Annotated in this window: 22 protein-coding genes; 10 read left to right on the top strand and 12 right to left on the bottom strand. The window is 41.7% G+C overall.

What is annotated here, in order from left to right:
• The first annotated feature begins 130 nt into the window (after positions 1 to 130).
• Entirely contained in the window at positions 131 to 466 is a 336-nt protein-coding gene (locus tag QR42_RS01580) for a hypothetical protein (RefSeq protein WP_039176245.1), read from the top strand.
• A 45-nt stretch (positions 467 to 511) separates the two neighbouring features.
• On the opposite strand, the gene QR42_RS01575 is transcribed toward QR42_RS01580, so the two are convergent.
• From QR42_RS01575 to QR42_RS01565, 3 genes are all read right to left on the bottom strand, one after another.
• The gene (locus QR42_RS01575; RefSeq protein WP_039176243.1) at positions 512 to 847 is read right to left on the bottom strand and encodes a hypothetical protein; all 336 of its coding nucleotides are present in this window, start codon (positions 845 to 847) and stop codon (positions 512 to 514) included.
• 145 nt (positions 848 to 992) lie between these two features.
• Positions 993 to 2,168, bottom strand: coding sequence for an ABC transporter permease (locus tag QR42_RS01570; RefSeq protein WP_039176241.1), 1,176 nt, complete (start codon positions 2,166 to 2,168; stop codon positions 993 to 995).
• Positions 2,168 to 2,908, bottom strand: a complete 741-nt coding sequence (locus tag QR42_RS01565) for an ATP-binding cassette domain-containing protein (protein ID WP_039176238.1) — start codon at positions 2,906 to 2,908, stop codon at positions 2,168 to 2,170. Before QR42_RS01565 ends, QR42_RS01570 begins: the two co-directional genes overlap by 1 nt.
• 167 nt (positions 2,909 to 3,075) lie before the next feature.
• Here QR42_RS01565 and QR42_RS01560 point away from each other — a divergent pair, with 167 nt between their 5' ends.
• On the top strand, positions 3,076 to 3,777 hold the full coding sequence (locus QR42_RS01560) for a LytR/AlgR family response regulator transcription factor (RefSeq protein ID WP_039176235.1): 702 nt from the start codon (positions 3,076 to 3,078) through the stop codon (positions 3,775 to 3,777).
• Between the two features lie 11 nt (positions 3,778 to 3,788).
• Complete coding sequence (locus QR42_RS01555; RefSeq protein WP_039176233.1) at positions 3,789 to 4,754, top strand: sensor histidine kinase; 966 nt, start codon at positions 3,789 to 3,791, stop codon at positions 4,752 to 4,754.
• A gap of 33 nt (positions 4,755 to 4,787) precedes the next feature.
• Here QR42_RS01555 and QR42_RS01550 read toward each other — a convergent pair whose 3' ends face one another.
• The gene (locus QR42_RS01550) at positions 4,788 to 5,717 is read right to left on the bottom strand and encodes an aldo/keto reductase (protein ID WP_039182964.1); all 930 of its coding nucleotides are present in this window, start codon (positions 5,715 to 5,717) and stop codon (positions 4,788 to 4,790) included.
• 159 nt (positions 5,718 to 5,876) lie between these two features.
• On the opposite strand from QR42_RS01550, the gene QR42_RS01545 reads away from it, so the two are divergent.
• The 4 genes from QR42_RS01545 (at position 5,877) to QR42_RS01530 (ending at position 9,583) form a co-directional block, all read left to right on the top strand.
• Positions 5,877 to 6,338, top strand: coding sequence for a DUF1453 domain-containing protein (locus tag QR42_RS01545; RefSeq protein WP_235354783.1), 462 nt, complete (start codon positions 5,877 to 5,879; stop codon positions 6,336 to 6,338).
• A gap of 22 nt (positions 6,339 to 6,360) precedes the next feature.
• Positions 6,361 to 7,575 (top strand): sensor histidine kinase, encoded by a 1,215-nt coding sequence (locus tag QR42_RS01540; protein WP_039176229.1) that lies wholly within the window; start codon positions 6,361 to 6,363, stop codon positions 7,573 to 7,575.
• Positions 7,572 to 8,228, top strand: a complete 657-nt coding sequence (locus QR42_RS01535; protein ID WP_039176227.1) for a response regulator — start codon at positions 7,572 to 7,574, stop codon at positions 8,226 to 8,228. Before QR42_RS01540 ends, QR42_RS01535 begins: the two co-directional genes overlap by 4 nt.
• Before the next feature lie 314 nt (positions 8,229 to 8,542).
• The gene (locus QR42_RS01530) at positions 8,543 to 9,583 is read left to right on the top strand and encodes a DUF4352 domain-containing protein (RefSeq protein WP_039176226.1); all 1,041 of its coding nucleotides are present in this window, start codon (positions 8,543 to 8,545) and stop codon (positions 9,581 to 9,583) included.
• Positions 9,584 to 9,630: 47 nt separating this feature from the next.
• Here the strand turns inward: QR42_RS01530 and QR42_RS01525 are convergent, their stop codons facing one another.
• The 3 genes from QR42_RS01525 to QR42_RS01515 all read right to left on the bottom strand — a co-directional run bounded on the left by QR42_RS01525 (position 9,631) and on the right by QR42_RS01515 (position 13,137).
• The gene (locus tag QR42_RS01525; RefSeq protein WP_039176224.1) at positions 9,631 to 10,716 is read right to left on the bottom strand and encodes an SEC-C metal-binding domain-containing protein; all 1,086 of its coding nucleotides are present in this window, start codon (positions 10,714 to 10,716) and stop codon (positions 9,631 to 9,633) included.
• 191 nt (positions 10,717 to 10,907) lie between these two features.
• A complete protein-coding gene (locus QR42_RS01520) occupies positions 10,908 to 11,846 on the bottom strand; it encodes a response regulator (RefSeq protein WP_039176221.1) in 939 nt (312 codons plus the stop codon).
• Between the two features lie 4 nt (positions 11,847 to 11,850).
• Positions 11,851 to 13,137: an ATP-binding protein gene (locus QR42_RS01515; protein ID WP_039176219.1), complete on the bottom strand. Its 1,287-nt coding sequence runs from the start codon at positions 13,135 to 13,137 to the stop codon at positions 11,851 to 11,853.
• 517 nt (positions 13,138 to 13,654) lie between these two features.
• Here QR42_RS01515 and QR42_RS01510 point away from each other — a divergent pair.
• Both QR42_RS01510 and QR42_RS01505 read left to right on the top strand, forming a co-directional pair.
• Complete coding sequence (locus tag QR42_RS01510; RefSeq protein WP_008342152.1) at positions 13,655 to 14,635, top strand: glutaminase; 981 nt, start codon at positions 13,655 to 13,657, stop codon at positions 14,633 to 14,635.
• A gap of 33 nt (positions 14,636 to 14,668) precedes the next feature.
• On the top strand, positions 14,669 to 16,096 hold the full coding sequence (locus QR42_RS01505; RefSeq protein WP_024427211.1) for an alanine/glycine:cation symporter family protein: 1,428 nt from the start codon (positions 14,669 to 14,671) through the stop codon (positions 16,094 to 16,096).
• Between the two features lie 39 nt (positions 16,097 to 16,135).
• Here QR42_RS01505 and QR42_RS01500 read toward each other — a convergent pair whose 3' ends face one another.
• The 4 genes from QR42_RS01500 to QR42_RS01485 all read right to left on the bottom strand — a co-directional run bounded on the left by QR42_RS01500 (position 16,136) and on the right by QR42_RS01485 (position 20,532).
• Positions 16,136 to 16,996, bottom strand: a complete 861-nt coding sequence (locus QR42_RS01500) for an alpha/beta fold hydrolase (RefSeq protein ID WP_039176215.1) — start codon at positions 16,994 to 16,996, stop codon at positions 16,136 to 16,138.
• Between the two features lie 112 nt (positions 16,997 to 17,108).
• The gene (locus QR42_RS01495) at positions 17,109 to 17,474 is read right to left on the bottom strand and encodes a VOC family protein (protein WP_039176211.1); all 366 of its coding nucleotides are present in this window, start codon (positions 17,472 to 17,474) and stop codon (positions 17,109 to 17,111) included.
• Between the two features lie 100 nt (positions 17,475 to 17,574).
• A complete protein-coding gene (locus QR42_RS01490) occupies positions 17,575 to 18,957 on the bottom strand; it encodes an amino acid permease (protein WP_039176209.1) in 1,383 nt (460 codons plus the stop codon).
• 66 nt (positions 18,958 to 19,023) lie between these two features.
• The gene (locus QR42_RS01485) at positions 19,024 to 20,532 is read right to left on the bottom strand and encodes a class I adenylate-forming enzyme family protein (protein WP_039176205.1); all 1,509 of its coding nucleotides are present in this window, start codon (positions 20,530 to 20,532) and stop codon (positions 19,024 to 19,026) included.
• A 262-nt stretch (positions 20,533 to 20,794) separates the two neighbouring features.
• Here QR42_RS01485 and QR42_RS01480 point away from each other — a divergent pair, with 262 nt between their 5' ends.
• Positions 20,795 to 21,232 (top strand): MarR family winged helix-turn-helix transcriptional regulator, encoded by a 438-nt coding sequence (locus tag QR42_RS01480; RefSeq protein WP_039176203.1) that lies wholly within the window; start codon positions 20,795 to 20,797, stop codon positions 21,230 to 21,232.
• Between the two features lie 21 nt (positions 21,233 to 21,253).
• On the opposite strand, the gene QR42_RS01475 is transcribed toward QR42_RS01480, so the two are convergent.
• On the bottom strand, positions 21,254 to 22,387 hold the full coding sequence (locus tag QR42_RS01475) for a zinc-dependent alcohol dehydrogenase (RefSeq protein ID WP_039176200.1): 1,134 nt from the start codon (positions 22,385 to 22,387) through the stop codon (positions 21,254 to 21,256).
• Between the last annotated feature and the right edge of the window lie 44 nt (positions 22,388 to 22,431).

The following is a 22,431-nucleotide window of genomic DNA, read 5'->3' as shown; positions in this document are numbered from 1 at the left end:
AACTGACAAAGAATGCGAGGGTTTGTCTACACGCTGAAACCCCCGATCCCGGGGGTTTTTTTAATATGATGAACACAAGCGTATTGGTTGCGGCGTATATCAACATTTCTTATTTTAAGGGTGGGAGTCAATGCTAAAGTCTAATCAAAACATCACCTACACGGGTGATGAAATGTTAGAGGTATTAAAAGAAATGAATTTGATTCTTTTGTCTTTGCATAACATGGGTTCTTATTATGGTGAAAAATTTCATCAGTGTGGTGAGGAAGCATATAGAGGAGAATATGAAACAGAAACCACACGATTTATAGATGAGTGGGAGGTCACTCAAAGACTCGCTAAAGTACGAAAGATACTATCTTCGAAATTTGATAGTACTTTAGGAATTGACGATATGGATGACATTGAAAGAGCATTGGAAGACATCAAGTACTGGACAAAACCCAATGACAAGCCAAATCCATAGACATTTGATTCACTAGCAAACGAGTTCACAAGCAGGGGAATCTCTTTATAAGGAATTCCCCTTTTCAGCTTCATATTCTTTAATGATCTCAATTGGATCAACCGCATCTTCCTCTTGTGCGTATTCCTCTACATAAGGAGTCGTTAATTTTTTAAACCTTTGCTCCTCGTCTACTAAAGCAACATAGACATCATATCCTTCATAATCAGAAGGGAATAACGCTGCAGTAGAACAACCGGTTTCTAAAGCCTTGTCTATTGCATTTCTTAGTTCTAATAAGCCTTTCCTATTTCCCAAAATAAAGGCTTCAAAATGGTGTGTTTGCTGAGCATATATATTACATAGTCCTAACACATCATCGTCATCTGTTTGATAAGACATATCTCCACCTCCCCTCTTTAGTAAAAATAGGATGATTATGTCATTTCCTCTTCCATTATGCCATAACAATTCTTTCCCGAGCCTTTTTATATGAATCTCCGAATATAAAAAAACTTGTAGAAAAAATCTACAAGTTTTCCTTTCTTTATTTCGCAAGCATCCATTTTTCTTTCATAAACAAGCTTCTCACGATGACAAACAGAATAACGACAGCCAAGGCTGAGGAGCCGAGTGTCAGAGTGACAGCCACCGGATCGATGATACCAAACATCAGTTGCTTACACAGCGCATGAATATTAAGGAATGGGACCGCAAAGTAATACGTATCTAGCTGCGTAGCACCTGCTCTCATAGTAAAGAACATTGGGATCACACCTAGTGTAATGATCATGGACATGTACGACTGTGCTTCTTTGACTGAGCCCGAAATGACGCTGAGCAGCAATTCAATCATGGATACCATGAAGGAGAAGATGATTAACGCCGCAAACATGACGCCGATAATGCTCCACATTTGATCACCAAAGTTCAGAGCCTGCTTCAGCTTTTCTGTAAAGAGCAAAGTAGATAGAAGCAGCATACCGATCGCCACAATCCCACTTAAAATACCAAACATAGAGACAGCGAGCCATTTCCCGATGAGAATCTGGAGTCTGCTGGCAGGTGTCAGGAACAACGCTTCAATGGATTTCCGGTCTTTTTCACCTGCTACAATATCAAGCGCAGCCGGCAAAGCTCCTGAGATGACGGAGGTCACCAAAATCATCGGAAGGAGAATCGACAACAGCATAGCGGTCACTCCGTTTTCCCCTTCATCCCCTTCTTCTACATCAACGGACTGCACCTCAAAAGGATGAATAACGGACGTATCGATTTGATCGGCTGCTAATCGCTTTTCGACCACTTGGTTTTGATATTGCTCCAGCAATGATTGCAGCATTTGAACAGTGATGACCGAATCATCATCTGTCGTATATCCATGGATTTTAATAGCGAATGGCTTTTGTTGTTTGAGCATATCGCCTGCCTCTTTCGGCATTTCAAGGTAAGCATTTGCCTCTCCATCTTTGACCGCTTGCTGCGGATCATCAAATGTTTCAAGGTTTAGGTTTTTGACCTCTTTGATCATTTGGTTCATTTCGGCTGGAAGCTGTTCATTGATGGCGACTGTATAGGCTTCATCCCCTGGATCTGCAATCATGCTTTCATAAAAGAACACCAGTCCAAGCATGGTCAAAAGAGGAATCAGCACGGTTAAGAGCAACGTTTTTCGATCTCTCAGCGCATCTGTCATTTCTTTCAAAAAGACGGTTTTCCACATTATGAAATCCCCCTAGCGAGCTTCGACATAAAGATATAGTTCAAGTCATCACTTTGTTCCTGAGTATATAATTCTGAAAGTGTCCCTTTGTACACAAGCTCTCCTTGATGAATCATCATGACACTGTCACAAAGCTGGCTGACTTCTTCCATGATGTGGCTTGAAAAGAGGATCGTTTTATTTTGCTGCTTGAGCTGATGGATAAAATCTCTGAAAATATTACTCGACGTGATATCTAAGCCTGTTGTCGGCTCATCAAATAAGATAATGTCAGGATCATGAATTAACGTTCTGGCAATCGCCACCTTTTGTTTCATCCCTCTTGAGAATCCTTTCACCTTGCGATCCATATATTGTCTCATTCCAAAACGCTTTGCCAAATCCTCTATTCTTGCTTTGATTTCATGCTGATCTAAGCCATACAATTTGCCAAAGTATTCAAGGTTTTCTCGTGCCGTCAAACGATCGTAAAGCCCCGTCTCACCGCCAAACAAGACACCAATTCGCTTTTTCACTTCCGTTGATTCTTTCACCGTATCAAAGCCTGCGACAGTGACTGACCCGTGCGTAGGCTCTAATAATGTGGCTACGGCGCGCAATAATGTCGTTTTTCCTGCACCATTTTCTCCTAGGATGCCAACGACTTCCCCTTCCTTCACGGAGAACGTCATGTGTTTCATCGCTTTCACGACTTTTTTCTTATCTTTAAACCAGCAGCTGCAATCGCTGAGAGTAATCATTTGGTTCGCCCCTTTCAAACTTTACTTTCTAAGTCTATGATAGAAAAAATAATGCCTGCCTGATATAAAAATGTCGCGAAACGTCCTTTTTCTGTCTTGAAATGATCTATTTCAAAAAAACAAATGGTAAAATAGACAAATAATAAGAAGAGTCATAGGTGATTTTTATGATAAAAGTAGGTCTCGTCGATGATTACCGAGTAGATTTAGAAAAGCTGCACGCCATTGTGGGCAGAATGGAGGCTGTGGACATTGTCTTTGTCACGCAGTCAGCAGAGGATGCATATGAGAAGGTCAAACAAGGAGACATTGATCTGTTGTTCGCTGACATTGAAATGCCTGGAATGTCCGGCTATGAATTAGCGGACCTCATTCACTCTCACGCACTGAATGTCGATGTGGTCTTTGTGACAGGAAACAGTGGTTATGCAGTCCATGCGTTTGATTTGAATGTACATGATTATATTATGAAGCCCTACCAAGCTGATCGAATTGCCAAATGCTTAGAGCGCTATATGTCCACCAAGCAGGAGAAAAGCATTCATGGACGGCTTCTCATTAAGCAGCAGTCAGATATTCATGTGCTGCAGAAAAAGGATGTCATTTTTGTTGAGCGAACGGGCCGGTCAACAACTATCGTGACAACGACAGGAGAAATCCAGACATATCAAACTTTAAACGAGTTAAAGGGTGATTTGGCTGAAAAGGATTTTATCCGCTCCCATCGATCGTTTATCATCAATATTCATTACATTAAGAATTTCTCGGCGTATGCTAAAAATTCGTTTATCGTGTCTTTTGAAGGGACAGATAAAAAAGCCATGATGACCAAGCAGCAATTAGAATTCTTTAAGAAATACTATTTTTAAGGAGAACGAACGTGAACGCTTTCTATCTTGGATTTCGCATTTATGCCCTCATATGGCTAGGTCTTGCGTTTCATGCAGCTGCTGAAGCCTTTCTACCGCTATCATCAATTGTGTTGTGGATTCTTACCTTTTGCGTAATATGTGTTTATACATTCTTCATGTACAAAAGATTTTTACCTCATACGAGTGGTTATGTGATATTAGGTGCTTTTATACTCATCACCTGTGCAGGCTTTTTGCTGTTTCTAACGCAAGAGAATGGGCTGAGCTGTCTTTTAGCAATCATCATGATGGTGACAGTCGATATCCTCTCATTGAAGGTGATGCAGACAGAGAAACAGTTAAATGGACGGCTTCAAGAGCTTATAAACGCAGAAGCTAGAACCAACGAATTACTTCTTGAGCTGCGGAGTAAACATCATGAAACAGCCAGACATTTAAATGCCTTTTCGGCGTCGAACGACGAGTATGAGATTAAAGATTTGATTCAGCAATACGTCAAACATTTCCCATGGATGAAAGGAGAAAATGCATATTTAGCCTCTACCCTTCACATCTTTTTGGAGCGGGCTGAGAAAGAGAACATTGCACTTTCACTAGACCTTCAAGCTCCCTTTTCATCGCTTCCCTTTTCAAAGGCGGATCAGGTTAGTTTTACTGGCAACCTGCTTGATAATGCCCTAGATGCAGCGATTGAAGCAAAGAAAGCTGGAAAAGAGGGCAGCATTTCGGTCACAACCTCTATTCGGAGCGGGCTATTTTTAATCCATTGTGAAAACAGCACAAAAGGTATGGAAAAACATGTGTTAGATCATTTATTCAAAACTTTTGGCCGCTCGACAAAAGGCGGCAATCATCAAGGCATGGGGACGTATATCATTCATCAGCTTGTTGAAAAGGCAGACGGTACACTGGATTTCACTTACCGTTCTCCAGATTTACGGCTCGTCATCAAAATCCCTCTTACAATGTCATAAAAAAAAGGTGCATAGCTGCACCTTTTTTTCGTGTTAAGAAAAAATCTTGTCGATTTGATTAATTTCCTCTTCAGTTAGTTGAACATCGTTTGTTTTTAAATTTTGCAGCACTTGGTCTGCTCGTTTTGCCCCTGGAATAATAGCATCAATACCATCCTGAGCTAAGAGCCAAGCGAGTGCGACGTGTGCCGTTTCTGCATTCTTTGATTGGGCAATCGCCTGCAGCTTGTCTACTTTTTCGAGATTTGAAAGGAATGCATCACCTTGGAAAAGTGGGTCTTTTGCTCGAATATCATCAAATGTGGCATCCTTTGTAAATTTGCCAGTCAACAAGCCTGATGCCAATGGGAAATAAGGAATAAAGGAAATACCATGCTCGACGCAGTATGGAAGAAGATCCTGCTCCGCCTGACGTTTCAGCAGAGAATACTCCGACTGAAGCACGTCTAAGTAGCCATCTCGGTTAAAGGCTTGAAGCTGTTCAAAATCAAGGTTGGATGCACCGATCGCCTTGATTTTCCCTTCATCCTTCAATTCCTTTAATGTGCCTGCTACTTCCTCGAGCGGCGTTCGCCCATCCGGGAAATGCATATAGTACAAGTCAATATAATCTGTTTGCAGTCGTTTCAGGCTATTTTCGACCTGCTCTCTTAAGAAATCACGACTGTTATCAAGTTCAATTTGCCCGTTTACTTCCTTATGAGCTCCTTTTGTCGCAAGGACAAGCTTTTCTCTGCCGCCTCTTTTGGCAATGATCTCACCGATTAATTCCTCTGAACGGCCCAGCCCATAAATAAAAGCAGAATCTAAGAAATTGACACCTTGATCAAGAGCCGTCTCCACAAGCTCCCGTCCAGCATCCTCACTAAGATTCGGGAATAAATTATGTCCACCTACTGCATTCGTACCAAGCCCTATCGGATTCACCTGTAATTCAGTTCGTCCAAGCGTTACCTTTTTCAAAAGCTCATCTCCCTTATCTACGTAATCATCCTTATTTTCCCATGAATCAATTCCAACATTCAAGTATCCCGCTCTCTGAAAATCAACCTGCAGGTGGACGCCGAGAAAATAGTAGATGCGTATGATGAAGATAGACTAAAGCGAAAAGGAGATCTTGTTATGACCATTCAAATTGTCATCATTATCATTATTCTGCTTTTAAGAACAGGCAAGGAAAAAGAAATCCGCCCCTTCAGGCTTCTCATAGGGCCGCTCATTTTATTAGGCACTCTCTCTTATTCCTTTACCCAGCATATTGAAATCACGAGGGTGAGCCTGCTTGTGATGACTGGCTTTGCATTCGCAGGTTTTGCAATCGGGCTTTGGAGAGGTAAACTATACAAAGTAACATATGATCAACAGTCGGGACGTATCACCGCCGCCAGCTCACTCTATGGAACACTTTTTTTCATCGGAATCATTCTTATCCGGATGACAGTAGGTTCAGTTGTACAGGATGGCGGTCATTCCCTGATCATTTTCGCAAATGGCCTGACATTCCTTCCAATTGGCAGTATGATCGGATTACGTTTTATTCTTTTCAAAAGATATATGAACATCAAGGCATCTGCTGCTATTTAACTGATAGACAGGAGTTTTTGATATGAACCTTCAGCAGCCACTCAAGCTTTTAGGTCAAATAAGGCGAAAATTCGTATTAGGCCTTGTATTGACCTATATGTATATTCAAATGTATGAGCCCCTTTCAATAGGCGAATTGGTGTTTCGCACCTTCGTCTATTTAGTGTTTCTCCTTTGTCTTTTTCCAAAAAGCAAGCTGTCACCTAAAAAGCAAATTTCTATGCTCCTTTTGATGTGGATTCTGACACATCTCTTGTGGATGGTGACAGGTCAGATTCAAGACAGTATTGGGCTGACCTTTTTTATGATTGGCTTTATCGCTTTTCGTTTTTCAGAGGCGCATCATCCCTATCTATTTGCTATCATCTTTTTCACTAGTGGAGTCAGTTATTATGTAAATGATTTTTCTTGGAACATGGTGATCACTCTCCCGCTATTCCAGCTGCTTGTGTATACACTTGTCTTGATCTCTAGAATGCGGCGGCGTGAACAGGAATTAAAGGAAGAACACTTCGGAGAACTGCAATTGGTTCACAAGGAATTATCAGATGCCCATGAACAATTAAAAAAGGCGCATATGGAGCTTGAAGAAGCGACCGTTCAGTCACTCCAATTTGCTGTGCTGGAGGAGCGAAGCAGAATTGCACGTGACCTGCATGACAGCATCGGTCACCAATTAACCTCAATGATTGTCCAGCTGCAGTCTTTGCCCTACCGTTTAAAACAGGAAGAACCAGAGCAGATGGCGCAGACGTTTCAGGAGCTGATCAATATTTCTAAAAATTGTCTCACCGAAGTTCGTTCTGTGGTTCATCATATGGCGTCAGATGATGCAGGTCTCGGACTTGCCGGACTTCGCAGTCTCATCAAGCAAGGAGAGATATCAGGAGAGCTAGATATTCAATTTCATACAGAGCAGCTTACGTATAAAAAATGGCCGCTCACCGTTTCTGAACTGCTTTACCGCATTTTACAAGAAGCCATCACCAATACAATTCGCCATGCCAAGGCGACCGCGATGACCATTACACTCTATAACCACCAGCATGAGCTGATGATGAACATTGAAGACGATGGAAATTTGACCAGCGAAAAAGATATTTCATTTGGATTTGGACTGTCAGGCATGAAAGCACGGTGTGACGCAGCAGGCGGTTCCCTCAAGACGTCCATACGCGAGCCGCACGGCTTTTGTATCCATGTTCAAATTCCTATCAAGGAGGACTCTGAGACATGACAACCCCTATTAAGATTGGCATTATTGATGATCAGCCGCTGATCCGCCAAGGATTTCGTTATATTGCAAGCGCTCAAGAGGATATTGACGTCATATGGGAGGCGTCAGACGGTCAGGAGGCGGTTGAGCTTTGCTTGACCAACAAACCCGACGTACTGCTCATGGATGTACAAATGCCTGGAATGGATGGCATCACGGCAACAGAGCACATTTTAAAAAAGCACCCAGATGTAAAAGTTGTGATTCTCACGACCTTTGATACGGAAGAATACGTCTTTGACGGGATTCGTGCAGGGGCAGTCGGTTATTTGCTGAAGGATACAATGCCTGAGGAATTAATTGAGGCCATCCGCACCGCCTTTGCTGGTGAATCTGTCTTTCGAACGGCAGCCTCTGAGCACATGATGGCACGAGCTCTTCAGCAAGCAAATGATACACATCACACTCATCTGCTTCACGAATCATTTACAGAACGTGAACGCGATGTTTTACAGCAAATGGCCTATGGTTTAAAGAATGAAGACATCGCTGATCAATTATTTATCAGCAAAAGTACAGTAAAAACGCATGTGCACCGTATATTACAAAAGCTCAATGCACAAGACCGCACACAGGCTGTCGTCTTCGCCATCCGGCACCGCCTCGTCAAATAAAAAACTACCTTTATTTCAAGATTTTTATACAAAAAACATTTAAAACCCAAAATAAATCTATAAATCAATACTTATTAACCAGTATATTATGCTTATTTAATTCCTTATTTTATAGGTAATTGTGTTAAAAACTATTAAAAATAGGGACTAAAACCTATTCCTCATCATGAATGAATTTCGATAGAATGAATAGTGCAAATCGTCATTAGGATATTTTCCCCTTTAACACCCGAATATACCATTCTATCTGTTTCTTTTTTCATAGTCAGATAGCGGGAATGAAATGACGAAAGAAAAGCAAAGGAGCATCAACTGTGAATTTTAAAAAAATAAGTGCCCTCCTCATGATTTCATTCGTGATGATCATCTCTGCAGCCTGCCAGAGCTCAGCCAAATCAACAGACACTGACCAAAAGTCAACGAAAACAGCAGAGGTAAAAGTCAATAGCTACGAATATACGTTACCAGAAGACTCAACAACTACCCTGAGAGACAATGAATTGGTACTAAAAGTCAACCTAACGATCACAAACAAAGGTGACAAAGCCCTTTCATTATATAACTCTGACTTCTCCCTTTATCAGGACGATGCCAAAGTATCTGATTTAAAATTCTACGGCAGTAAAGACCGTCTTGACCTTGGTTCATTGAACAAAGGCAAGTCACTTTCAGGAGCTCTTTATTTCCTAGTAGACAAAGGGAAAAAATATCAGTTCGTGTATCAGGACAGCATCAAGAAAAACAGTGATTCCATCCAAATCGATCTAGATGGAAACAAAATACTCGATACAGCAAAAAAGCTGGATAACCCAGCAAAAGCGTTATCCGCTTATACCGATATTATTGTTTTTGACAAAAAGAACGATCAATTCGCAGATTTAACGGGTGACAACCAATCGGATGTCGTCAATAAATACCATGAAATGTTTGTTAAAGACTTCAAAAGAAGTGCAGGAATATACGGTAATGAAGTGAGTGACCGTGATATTTTGTCGATGTACAAACGCATTCAAAACACTATGAAGGATAAAGCCAAAGTAGAAACAAGTGTAAAAACCATCTCTGATGACGAAGCAAAGGTTGTCGCTCAGGTAACAGGCATTGATGCTTCTAACTTAAAAGACAAGCTAGACAAGAAAAGAGACGAGTTTTACAACGGAAAGATCCGTTCTAAAGAAGAATTGTATAAAAAAAGCTTAAACATGTACGCATCTGAATTCGAAAAGCTTCCTCCCGTCTCCAGCCCAGCTGAATATGAAGTGAAAATGAAACGTAATGGGGATGGTCAATGGAAAATCGACCTAAACGATTATAATACAGAGCAGTACATGAGTGGTTTTATTAAAACGAGATAATCTAAAAAAAAGACGCTGGCCTCTGAAGGTGCCGCGTCTTTTTTAGATTATACTGTCGCCTCTTGCTCTTCTTTCACCGCTTTTTCGATATCTTTAAAACGGCTCGATACAGTAGACGCACTAATGCCATACTTCTTCGCTACTTGTGCTTGAGAAAGTGGAGCATCGCTTGCAAGTGAATGAATATAGTATTCGATTCCTGCAGCAAATGATGCTGCTTTACGGATCACAGGTGATTTCTGATCACAGTAGGCTTTCCAAACCGTTAAAGCACCATCTGTCAGGCTTTGGTCACCATGCTCCTTCATTCCGTCTTCAATCAGCTTAGCTGTTTCCAGCTGGACGTCACTTGCCCAGTCCATACGATCTGCTGATAGACCTGCATCGCCTTCTGTTTGAGCAGGTGTTTCTGATTCTTCTACTTCTTGCTTCGCAAACATACACTTCAGCACATCAGGGAATGATTCTCTCATAAATGTGCTGCGCGCTCCTCCATTTGCTTCATATGCGTCAACAAGCTGGCGGACCTGAAGAAGAAGAGTATCCGTGAACTCTTTCGCAAACATCGTATACTGAATGAAAAACTCTGCTTTTTCTTCAAATTGAACAGGAAAACCAAGCACGAGACTTCCCTTTTCAGGCAGTACCGTTTGATCCGGTTTTACATCTACTTCAACCTTCTCAGCTGTTACCATATCTTCAAAGTAAAGAGACTCGTCCGTTTTTTCATTTAATAAAAGCAAAGATGGCTCCATGTCTGTCCAAGATTGGACCACTTGTCTTGTTTTCGGACGGGTAATATCTTCTGCTTTCTTTGTCAGGAATTCTTGGAAAATGGTTTCTTTCTGATCAGTTAATGGACGGAAGAAGATGCCCCATACACTCAAATGAAAAACTGAGATTTGTTGCGTTTCTTTATCCATATCTGCAAGGAAAGAAAACTCATTAATGAATTGATTGATCGCTCTTTGATGTTTAGAAAAAGCATAATTCATTAAATCCTTTTGAACTTGTACAGCTTCCTTAAACACAAGCTCAGACGTTTGTTCTCCGCCTGATTTTTGACCACAGCAATGTTTATATTTTTTTCCGCTTCCGCATGGGCAGAGCGCATTTCGTTTAATTTTTCCCAAAATAAAACCTCCGACATTCTAGTCTAACCTCACTATTTTAACAAACGATTGCACAGGAGGGTTTTATTTTCGAGAAAAAAGAAAAATCAGAATGATCAGTTAAATGATAAAGACACCTGAAGATCAAGACAGATCATAGGAAAAGCAGACTTTCTCTGTTTATTTTCTCCAATCATACCAACAGATTTTCCTCAGCTCATTTCTTCGAATAACTGCTTTGCTTCAAAATAAAAGATTTGAACGAATTTCTTTGTATTGACTCTGCCCGTTGATCCTGCGGGAGAAGATGTCTTCTGCATTTCTTTCATTCTTTGGCTGACATCGGTAAAATCGAAAAACTTCGACGCGTAGTGCTCAAACTTAGGATTTGAGAAATCTGTTAATCCTAGTGAGGCAAAATGATTCAAGGAATGATGAATAGCTCGTCTAATCCGCTGCTCCGCCGCTTTCACTTCCCGCATCACCTCTACATCGGTTGCACCATGATCCAGCTTTCTTTCTGCGGTTTTGATAAACAGCTGCTTTAGCGGCGGGAAATTGACCTCATGAGAATTGGCTGACTGAGTTTCATGTAAATAGAGAAGTATCTCCAGTAAATCCTTAGAGCCGTTCTCACCGACAATTCCGAGCTCAGATAAGAGGAATTCCCCAGCCTCTTTCATCGTTCTTCTCTTCGCTCCAGCGCCGGCACCTTGAGAAAACACAGGCTCTAATGGCAGTACGTGACGAAGGGAGGCTTGTATATCGTAAATCGATTTTTCCAGTTTGATACGCTCCATGACTTTTCGAATCACACTGACGATTTCAATGCGATTGACAGGCTTATGGATATAATATTCAATCCCTAGTTCATAGGCTTCTGCCATCATCTCTTTCGCCTCTACTTGGGAAATCATAATGACCTTGCCTTTGAATTCAGGGTGAATATGGCGGATGGTTTGAATGCCATCTCTAGCAGGCATTAAAAGATCAATCAAAAGGATGTCTACTTTCTTGAGGTTCAGTGAATGTGCCTCTAATCCAACTCCGTCACCCGCTTCATCTACGACCTCTCCCAAATCCTCATCCTCTATGATTTGACCTAAAATCGAGCGTATTGCACGATCATCATCTGCAATGAAGAATCGCATACACTCACCCTCTCTGTATTAAATTTTGTATAGGAAGGACAAGCAGAAAAGCTGTCCCTTTTGTTTCTTTTGGTTCGATTTGAATATGACCGCCTAGCTCTTGAACCAGCTCTTTCACATAGGATAAGCCTATCCCAGTAGACGGTGTTCCAAATGCATCAAATTTGGAAGTATAGCCTGGATCAAACACAATCTCTCTCATTTTTTTAGAAATCCCCGGTCCATCATCTTCAATCCGAATCTCTATTTTATCATGACTTCCTTTCAATTCGAGTGAGATCATGCCGGTATCCTTTATAGCTTCCACTGCATTGGCCATTAAATTATTAATCAGCGATAAGAAAATAAACACATGATAATCATGTAGATGAATGCCCCTTATATCAGAGGTAAAGGAGATGTTTTTCCCAAGAGATAGAGCATACTTCTCTTGAATACGGATCACAATTTGAACGAGTTCTTCCGCCTTCATGTAATCTTGCATATTTTCCTTCGAAATCAGCTTTGAAAGCCCAGCATAAATACGCTGATTGTCCTTTTTGACTTCATGAATTTCTCCTGCGAGCTTTAACAGCTCCTGACTCACTTTTTTCCCTGCTTCGTGTTCATGCAGCAGACGATAAAGCCGGTATGATTCCTGCGTAATATGCTCTGTATGTTTTAATGTTTTCTTTAAGTGCACCGTTTCTTCATATAAATTCGAAATGACCATCATCATATGCTCATTTTGTTTCATGATCTGCTTCTCTCTTGATTGCGCCTCATACAGCTTCATCATATTAAAAAAACTGATCACCACAAAGCTGTGAGCAAACGCAATGAGGAACATATCGCTCAGCTTTGATAAAGTCATTGTTGTATCAAACACTAAAAATTGTACAAACAGCTCGACAAAATCAGCAACTAATTCGATCATTAGTCCGATGATCCCAATGAAAATTGAGCGCTGTTTAAAGCGTCCCGTACGGACGGCAAAAAACAAGAAAGCATAAGTAAAATAGAAAAAGAAACTTGGGAATTGCTGATACAATGATGTCATCAAATCAGCATTCTGCTGAATCAAATCTAGGCCTACACGAAAAAGCACAATAGCTGCGCCTGTTAAAAATCCTGGCAATAGCGGTCTAGATTTTCTTAAGAGTAATAAACAAAAGAAAAACGCAGGCGCACCAAAGCTGATGCGAAACGTCTCATTCACAGGATAAAACTTCAGCTCTCCTGCAAGCGGCACAATGACCATCATAAAAATTAAAATGAATGCGTCCTTTTTGACAAGCTGATTTAAACTCAAATGACTGACATCCCTTCCCCTGTTTGCATAGCCACAGTATACAAGGAGACTCTTTTCTCCACAATGTGCAAAAAAATAATTTTCACCGCTCTTTTTATCTCCAAAATCCTTTTTTATGACTATTCTCCGGGGCAGCAAGGTGACCTTTCAGCTATTCAGTGTTTTGATCATTGACGACAATAATAGGAATTGTTTAGACAAAAGTCGACAGACTGATTTTTATTTGTAAGTTTTTCTGTAGATTTACGTCAGATTGTGTAGTTTCCAAGATAAATTGAATGAACAATTTTAGTGAAACTAGATGTAAGCGTTTTCTGAATTTTCGCTAAAAACCCTTTTTGTTTTTCCGCCGACAATGCCTTCATTTGTACATATATTTAGGTGTAAAGGAGTGGTGCAAGCAGCGCATGACAAGTTCTTTGAAGATGTGTAACATGTTTTCGTGCCTATTTGATCGCATTTTTTGTCATCCGCCAATTCAATAGGGTACTTTTTGATTTTTGATTGGAGGAATCGTATGAAAACAGCAATTTCTAATAATACACAACACGCATGCCAGTCTTCTGTTGATCAATGGGCAGAAGAAATACGTCCGTATTACAAGAACGGGCAGAATGCTGGCTACATTCCAGCACTCGGAAAAGTGAATTCCTCTCAACTTGGTATCAGCGTGATAGGCCCAGATGGATCATCTGTACGATATGGTGATTGGGACGTTCCCTTTACCCTGCAAAGTATCTCAAAAGTCATCAGCTTTATAGCTGCCTGTTTAGGAAGAGGCGTACCTTACGTCTTGGATCGGGTAGATGTAGAGCCAACTGGTGATGCATTTAATTCCATCTACCGTCTTGAGATGCATAAACCAGGAAAGCCCTTTAATCCAATGATTAATGCTGGAGCTATTACTGTATCCTCCATCCTTCCCGGAAAGACTTCTACAGAAAAGCTAGCATATATTTTCGATTTAATCGAAAACTTAATAGGTAAGCGTCCTTCTGTTAATGAAGAGGTTTATCAATCAGAATGGGCAACTGCGCATCGCAACCGGGCACTTGCTTATTATTTAAAAGAAACCAATTATTTAGAATCGGATGTCGAGGACACGTTAGAAGTGTATTTAAAGCAATGTTCCATCGAGGTCACAACAGAGGACATCGCCTTGATTGGACTGATTATATCAAGTGATGGCTACCATCCCTTTAAACAAGTCCAAGTCATCCCAAAAGATATCGCCAGACTAACAAAGGCATTGATGCTGACATGCGGCATGTATAATGCGTCTGGGAATTTTGCAGCTTTCGTAGGCGTTCCAGCCAAAAGTGGTGTGTCTGGAGGAATTATGGCTTGCGTTCCGCCAAGCGCAAGAAGAGAGTTCCCGTTTCAGACAGGCTGTGGCATTGGCATTTACGGTCCTGCCATTGACGATTGTGGAAATAGTATTACCGGTGTCATGATGCTGAAAAAGCTCGCTAAAGAGTGGGATCTCAGTATTTTTTAAAAAGAACAGTGATGAATTCGAAGAGGTGATGTTATGAACGAAAAAGCTTTGCTATCTTATTTAACACATACAAATGATTTTATTTGGACTTATATTGTGATTGCTCTGTTACTTGGTGTTGGGGTGTACTTCACATATAGAACACGCTTCCTGCAAGTGAGAATGATTAAAGAAATGCTGCGTGTCCTGAAAGAAGGAAGAAAAGAAAAAGAAGGAATATCACCGTTCCAAGCATTCGCCATCAGTATGGCAGCACGCGTAGGGACAGGGAATATCACAGGGATTGCTATCGCTATTGCCATTGGTGGCCCTGGTGCCATCTTTTGGATGTGGATCGTAGCCATTATCGGATCCGCTTCAAGTTTCGTTGAAAGTACACTAGCTCAAGTATATAAAGTAAAAGACAAAACAGGCTTCCGCGGTGGACCCGCTTATTACATGGAAAAAGGGTTAAACAAGCGCTGGATGGGGATTTTATTTGCGATCCTGATTACGATTTCTTTTGGAATCGTCTTTAACGCGGTTCAATCCAATACGATCACTGTCGCTTTTAAAAATTCCTTTGGTTTAGACCGTTTAACAGTCGGTATTGTGATGGCAGTCATTTTTGCAGCGATCATTTTCAAAGGCATCCAGGCGATTGCAAAAGCTTCTGAATACATTGTGGTTGTGCTTGCAGTTGCCTACATCGGTATTGCGTTCTTTGTCATTGTCACAAATATCACGGAACTTCCTGGTGTCATCAGCACGATTGTGAAACACGCCTTCGGGTTTGAACAGTTCGCTGGCGGTACGCTGGGCGGTGCTTTATTACAAGGGATTAAACGCGGTCTCTTCTCAAATGAAGCTGGTATGGGTAGTGCACCTAACGCAGCAGCAACGGCTGTCACGAGCCACCCTGTTAAACAAGGATTAATTCAAGCATTCGGCGTGTTAACAGATACGTTAATTATTTGTACAAGCACAGCCTTCCTTGTCCTGTTTTCTGATGCGTATAAAACAACAAATCTGCAAGGGATTGAATTAACACAGGCTTCTCTCAGTCAGCACATTGGACCATGGGCATCTGGCTTCCTTGCCATCATGATTTTCCTATTCGCGTTTAGTACATTGATCGGTAACTATTACTATGGGGAAACGAACATTGAATTCCTTGGAGCGAACAAAATTTGGCTTAACATCTATCGAATTGCCGTTATTGGAATGGTTCTGTTCGGTGCGGTTGCCACTGTTCCTCTCGTTTGGGGTCTAGCCGATCTCTTTATGGGACTCATGGTCATCGTCAACCTCATCGCCATTACCATGCTGTCTAAGGTCGCCTTCGCAGCACTGAAGGATTACACGAGACAGAAAAAAGAAGGCAAAGATCCTGTTTTCTATAAAAATGCCGTTCCAAACAATGAGAAAATTGAATGCTGGGACGACGAACCTGCTGCATTGAAAAAGAATCAAATCGGATAAATCAAAAAAGCTCTGGTCAACTGATCAGAGCTTTTTTCTTTATGTCAAAAATTCAAGTATAAGTTTGTTGACGACGTCTGGTTTTTCATGATTGATCCAATGAGAGGCATCATCGACAAAGATCAGCTGGCCATTTGGACAGATCTTAATCGTTTCCTTCGCCAGCTTTCTGCTTAAAAATTTGTCCTCCATCCCCCAGATCATGCGAACAGGAACGAGAATTCGTTTTGAAATTGGCTTTTCAAAGCCGCCTTTTTTAATGGCTCGGTACCAATTCAGCATTGAGGTCAAGGCGCCTGGCTGCGTCCAAGCGAGCTTGTAGCTTGAGACATCTTCCTTCGTGAACAAATGTGGTCTTGCAGTCAGCCCAATGGCTTCATCCAGCTTTTGAAAGTGATTTTCTTGAAGTGCTGCCTCTGGAACATTTGGGAGCTGAAAAAAAGCGATATAAGAGCTTTTCTTCCACTGCGGCGGATAAAAAGGAAGAACCCTCATCATCACCCGCGGATGCGGCATATTCACAATGATTAATTTCTCGACATATTGAGAACGGGTCGAAGCCAAATGCCAAGCAACAGCCCCGCCCCAGTCATGTCCTCCGACAATCGCCTTTTGGTTCGGGCTCAGCGTCTTGATCAAACCCACAATATCATCTCTCAATTTATCTAATACGTAGGATTCGACTCCTTCTGGCTTGTCACTTAGGTGGTAGCCTCTTTGATCAGGAACGACAACACGATAGCCCGCCTTAGCCAAGGGGATGATTTGATTTTTCCAGCCGTCCCAAAACTCAGGAAACCCGTGGAGCAGTACAAGCAGCGGGCCATTTTCCGGTCCAGCCATTGCTGTATGAAGTGTTATACCATTTGTTTGGATTGATTGAAACTCAATTTGTTCCATTCCTTTGCCACCCTTCTCCTTGTCCTTTTATTCTTCCAACATAGCATATTTTCCATTTTTCAGAAAATAAAAACACTCACAAAAAAACCTTCACACTCGTGAAGGTCTTAGTCTATTTCATATAATTCAGAACCCAGATTAACCCGTTTTTCCGGTCCTGTACTTGTCCGTGAAGTGCGCCAAAGAAGGTATCCTGTAATTCAACCAGTACATCTCCATCAGCTTCCAGTGCTTCATAGACAGCCTTTAGTTCTTCTTCATTGTCAAACTGCATGATCAATCTGAGATTCTCTGGCTTTGGCGTGCGTCCAAACGTATCTGAAAAATGAAGCAGCGATTCCCCAAGATGCAATTCAGCATGCAGGACACGGTCTTGATGTTCATTTAATATCTGAATATCCCCACCAAAAATCCCTTGATAATATTGAAGAGATTCTTTCACATCATCTACAACAATATAAGGACTAACACTAATCATATCCCTCATCCTCCTCTTGTTCCGTCCATTATCTCTTTTATAGCTTATCCCAAATCGTATGAAAAAAGGCACAAATCGTCAACGGATTTGCACCTTTTTCTCATGAAGATTTCGCTAATTCACTGTGTTTGTTTGAATACGCTGCGTACATGACGACGCCGATTAACAGCCAAACCCCAAAGTAAAGCCATGTCCTGCCTGGTAAGTTGAGCATAAGGAACAAGCAGCAGCCCATTGATATAATCGGCAGAACCGGCACAAAAGGAACCCTGAAGCCCCTCTCAAGCTGCTGATGTGTCTTTCTCAAAATAAGCACAGATAAACTGACCATGGCAAACGTTAATAACGCACCGATATTCGCTAAGTTGGACAGATCCTTCAAATCAATAAAGCCTGAAATAACAGCTGTCATTCCGCCAATCATCCATATGCTAGCAACAGGCGTATCGCTTTTGTTTGTTTTTGAAAACACTTTAGGCAAAAGTCCGTCTCGGCCCATCGCATAGGCAATTCGAGTTGCCGCATAATTATTGGCGAAAATCACAGCCATCAATCCAATGACCGCACCAACAGAAATAATACCAGCCACGCTATTTTGATGTACACTTTGCAGGACATAGGACATAGCTTCTGTAACGTTCAGCTTTGTATAATGCACCATGCCTGTCATGACCAAACAAACGACAATGTAAATGACCGTACAAATAAGTAATGAACCTATGATCCCAATTGGCAGGTTCCGCTGCGGATTTTTCACCTCTTCTGCTGATGCAGATATCGCATCAAATCCTAAAAAGGCAAAAAATACAGCAGCAGCACCGGCAATGACACCTTCTGCGCCAAACGGCATAAATGGCTGCCAATTGGCTGGCTGTACATAAAAGCCGCCTACTACAATGAAAAGAACAATAATACCGAGTTTCACAAACACCATGATATTATTAAATTTTTTACTTTCCTTCGTTCCTCTAGATAAGATCCACGCAATCAGTAAAGCAATGATAATCGCCGGCAGATTCATATATCCGCCTTGCTCCGGCCCCGCTAAGAATTGATGCGGAATCGAAATTCCAAATCCCTCAAGCAGGCTGTTGAAATAACTCGACCAGCCGCTGGCGACAGCTGAAGCTGTCAGCATATAAACAGATAATAAGGTCCAGCCCATCAAATGGCCTACAAGCTCGCCCATGGTTGTATATGAATAAATGTATGCACTGCCGAATACAGGGAGCGCTGACGCCATTTCTGCATAGCAAAGTGCTGCCAAACTGCACACAATGGCTGCAATTGCAAAAGAGAAAATGACAGCCGGTCCAGCATCCTTAGCTGCTGTAATTCCAGTTAATACCATAACCCCTGTACCAATCACCGCCCCTATACCAAGAAGCGTGAGATCAAGCCCGCCCAGCGTTTTCTTTACCTTTTGCTGTCTGCTCTGTTCCAACAAATCGTGAATGTGTTTCTTACGAAGAATATGTCGCAAACCCTTTCCCTCCAAAACGTTAGAAAAACAAAAAATCATTCAAATTTCATTATAGCAGAATAGGTACTAAGCATTCACAACCAATTCACGTAAATCTTTCTTCATGATTTTACCAAGCTTGTTTTTTGGCAGTTCACTGATGAAATGAATGGATGGCACTTTGTAATCGGCCAAACGTTCCTGACAATAGTTCACCACATCTTCTTCGCAGAAATCTACGGATTCGTCTTTTATGATATATGCACTTGGTACTTCTCCATATAATTCGTCCGGCACCCCGATGACAGCTGATTCAATCACACCCGGAATTTGTTCAATGACCTCTTCTACTTGATCAGGGTAGATATTATCTCCGCCGTATAAAATCACATCTTTGTATCTGCCTGTGATAAATAGAAAACCGTCTTCGTCTAGATAGCCTGCATCTCCCATATGGAACCAGCCATCTTTGAGTACCTTCGCAGTTGCGTCAGGCTGATGATAATAGCCTAAGAAATAAAACGGACTTCTCATGACGACTTCGCCAATTTCTCCAGCTGGCAATGTTTCCTCTGTCTCAGGATGAACGATTTTCACTTCTACATCTGGATCCACTTTACCAGCAGAGCCCATTTTATCCTCGCCCATCGCAGGATGCCACGCACTGACAACCCATGCTTCCGTGCTTCCGTAGCCATGCATCATCTGAATGCCTGCTTCTTTGTAGTCCTTAATCAAACGGACCGGCACCTTCGTACCACCAGAAATCGCAATTTCAAAGGATGAAAGATCATACGAACCGCGCTTCATTTCTTCCAGCATGTACGTATAAGCTGATGGGAAAGCCATCATGAACGTAATTCTTTCTTTTTCAATTGTTTCTAAAATGCGCTTCGGTGTTGCCTCATGTAAGAAGACAAGCGTATACCCTTCAATCGCAGCGGCGATCAGGTGATTAATTGAACTCATATGATACAGAGGGTGACTCGCTAAATACCGCTTTCCTTTCAAGTCAAATCCTCGATTCCCACGTCTTGTTAAAAATTGATAGATTCGTCCATGTCCAACCATACAGCCTTTTGGATTACCCGTTGTCCCAGAGGTAAATAAGATCATCGCTAGATCCTCCTCTGATACCTCTTCTGCAAGATCACTGCCATCATTTGAAGCCAATATATCTTCAAACAGCTGCGTTGTTTTCGCATTCACACCAGATTCTACCATGAGGCAGTTGTCTAAAGAAACATCCGCCGCAGCAATAATGTCACGGAATTCTCGATCAAAGAATAAAGCCTTTGGATCTGCTTTTTTCAAAATCCCTTCCAGCTCAAAAGAAGTAAGCTGCCAGCTAAGCGGAACTGCGACTGCACCTGCTTTAATGGCTGCCAGCATAATCGTTGAAAAGTGATGATGGTTTTGACAAATAAAGCAAATGCGATCGCCTTTTCGAATTCCTTTTTGATGTAAGTAATGAGCGAGCTGGTCGATGCGTTTTGCATATTCTTCAAATGTATAAGACACACCTCCGCCAGTTACCGCCTCAATTTGTGAAGAGCGTTCCATTCTGTCGTTTAGTAATGCCTGTAAAGTATTCAATATCTTCATCTCCAAACGTTTGATTTCCAATAGCCAATTTCCAGCGAATTGGGTTGGCAGATTTTATCTCATTCACATTCTAAAATAAAAACAGCTGAAAGTAAAATAATTTCATTTTGGAATTGTTCCTTTTATTAATTGATAATATAGGTAATTTTATAGCCGTCTTCCATTTTGGTTTAAATCATGATGATTATTATGATAAGATAGACCTAGTAATTGATCGGAAAATGCGAATGCAATAGGAAAAGAGGTATGGAGAATGCAACATTTCGAGCTAGAGGCAAGTTTGTTAGACCATGCACTGACAAAGTATTTAAAGGCGACGAAACAATTAGATGAAGAAAATATTCCGAAAAACGTCACGAATGTTAAAGGATTTATTTTACGTATCATCTACCGCCATCAATCATGTACTGTGAAAAATATTCTTCAGGAAGTTTCATTATCTCCCTCTGCAACAACAACCGCTCTCAATCACTTAGAAGACGAAGGGCTGATTATCCGCTCTCGAAATAATAATGACCGCCGGACTGTGTGGATTGAACTCTCTGAATTGGGTGAACAAATTGCTAAACAAATGATCGACAATCGCCAGCTGCTTGTGAATCAATTGTTCAACCACCTTTCAGAGGAAGATAAAAAAACATTTTTTGAATTAATCGAAAAAATGATGGACGAGCACACATTAAAGGCTTAGGAATATTCCTAAGCCTTCTTTTTATGGCTTTAAGACGACCTTTATACAATCATCCTGTTTGTCATTGAAGATGTGGTACGCATGAGCAGCTTCATCTAATGGCAATTTGTGTGTGATAATGGCTCTAGGGTCGATTTCACCGCTTCTCACTTTTTGATAGAGCTTTGACATGTATCCTCGAGCAGGGGCTTGGCCCATTTTCAAGGTGACGTTTCTTGCGAAAAAAGCACCTAATGGGAACATATTGTACAGGCCGCCGTACACACCCGTCATCTGCACTGTTCCGCACTTGCGAACGGCTTTTGTGGCAATTTGAATGGGTCCGATCGTTCCGCCTTGGAGCTTGAGTTTTTGCTCAATCTTTTCAAGCGGCGACTTCTTCCCGTCCATTCCCACACAATCAATCACAACATCGGCCCCGCCCTTGGTGAGCTCCTTTAACGTTTCTCCCATGTCGGGATCTTCTGTAAAGTCAAAAACCTCCACGCCGCTCATCCGTTTTGCATGCCGCAGGCGGTAATCGATGTAATCGACGGCTATCACACGTTCCGCCCCTTTTTGCCAAGCAAATTGCTGTGCCATTAACCCAACAGGTCCGCAGCCTAGCACGATGACCGTATCGCCTTTTTTCACACCTGCGTGCTCTACGCTCCAATAGGCGGTTGGCAGGACATCTGATAAGAACAGCAATTGTTCATCCTCCAGCTCACAATCCTCTGGAATCTTAAACGGGGTGTAATTTCCAAAAGGTACGCGTAAATACTCTGCCTGTCCTCCGGGATAATTCCCATATTTCTCACTATAGCCAAAAAGTCCACCCGAGTCGTAGTGCGGGTTTGAGTTGTCGCATTGGCTTTCTAAGTGATGATCGCAATATTGGCATTTACCACATGCAACGGTAAATGGAATGACGACACGGTCTCCCTTTTTTACGGCTGTGACATCCGGGCCAACTTCCTCCACAATCCCCATTGGTTCATGCCCAATCACATAGCCGATTGGAAGCGGGAAATTCCCCTGATACAAATGTAAATCTGATCCACAAATTGATGTCGATGTAATCCGTATAATCACATCTTCTCGATCTTGAATCGACGGTGCATCTACTTTTTTCACTGCAATGCTATTTTTCCCTTGATAAGTAACGGCTCTCACATGCATTTCCTCCTTTAGCTCAAGTCATCTTTACATAGCTTCAC

The organism is Bacillus sp. WP8 (genome assembly GCF_000800825.1).
Taxonomy (GTDB): domain Bacteria; phylum Bacillota; class Bacilli; order Bacillales; family Bacillaceae; genus Bacillus; species Bacillus safensis.
Note: the sequence above shows the minus strand (reverse complement) of the source record. Positions and strands in the feature narration are given on the sequence as shown.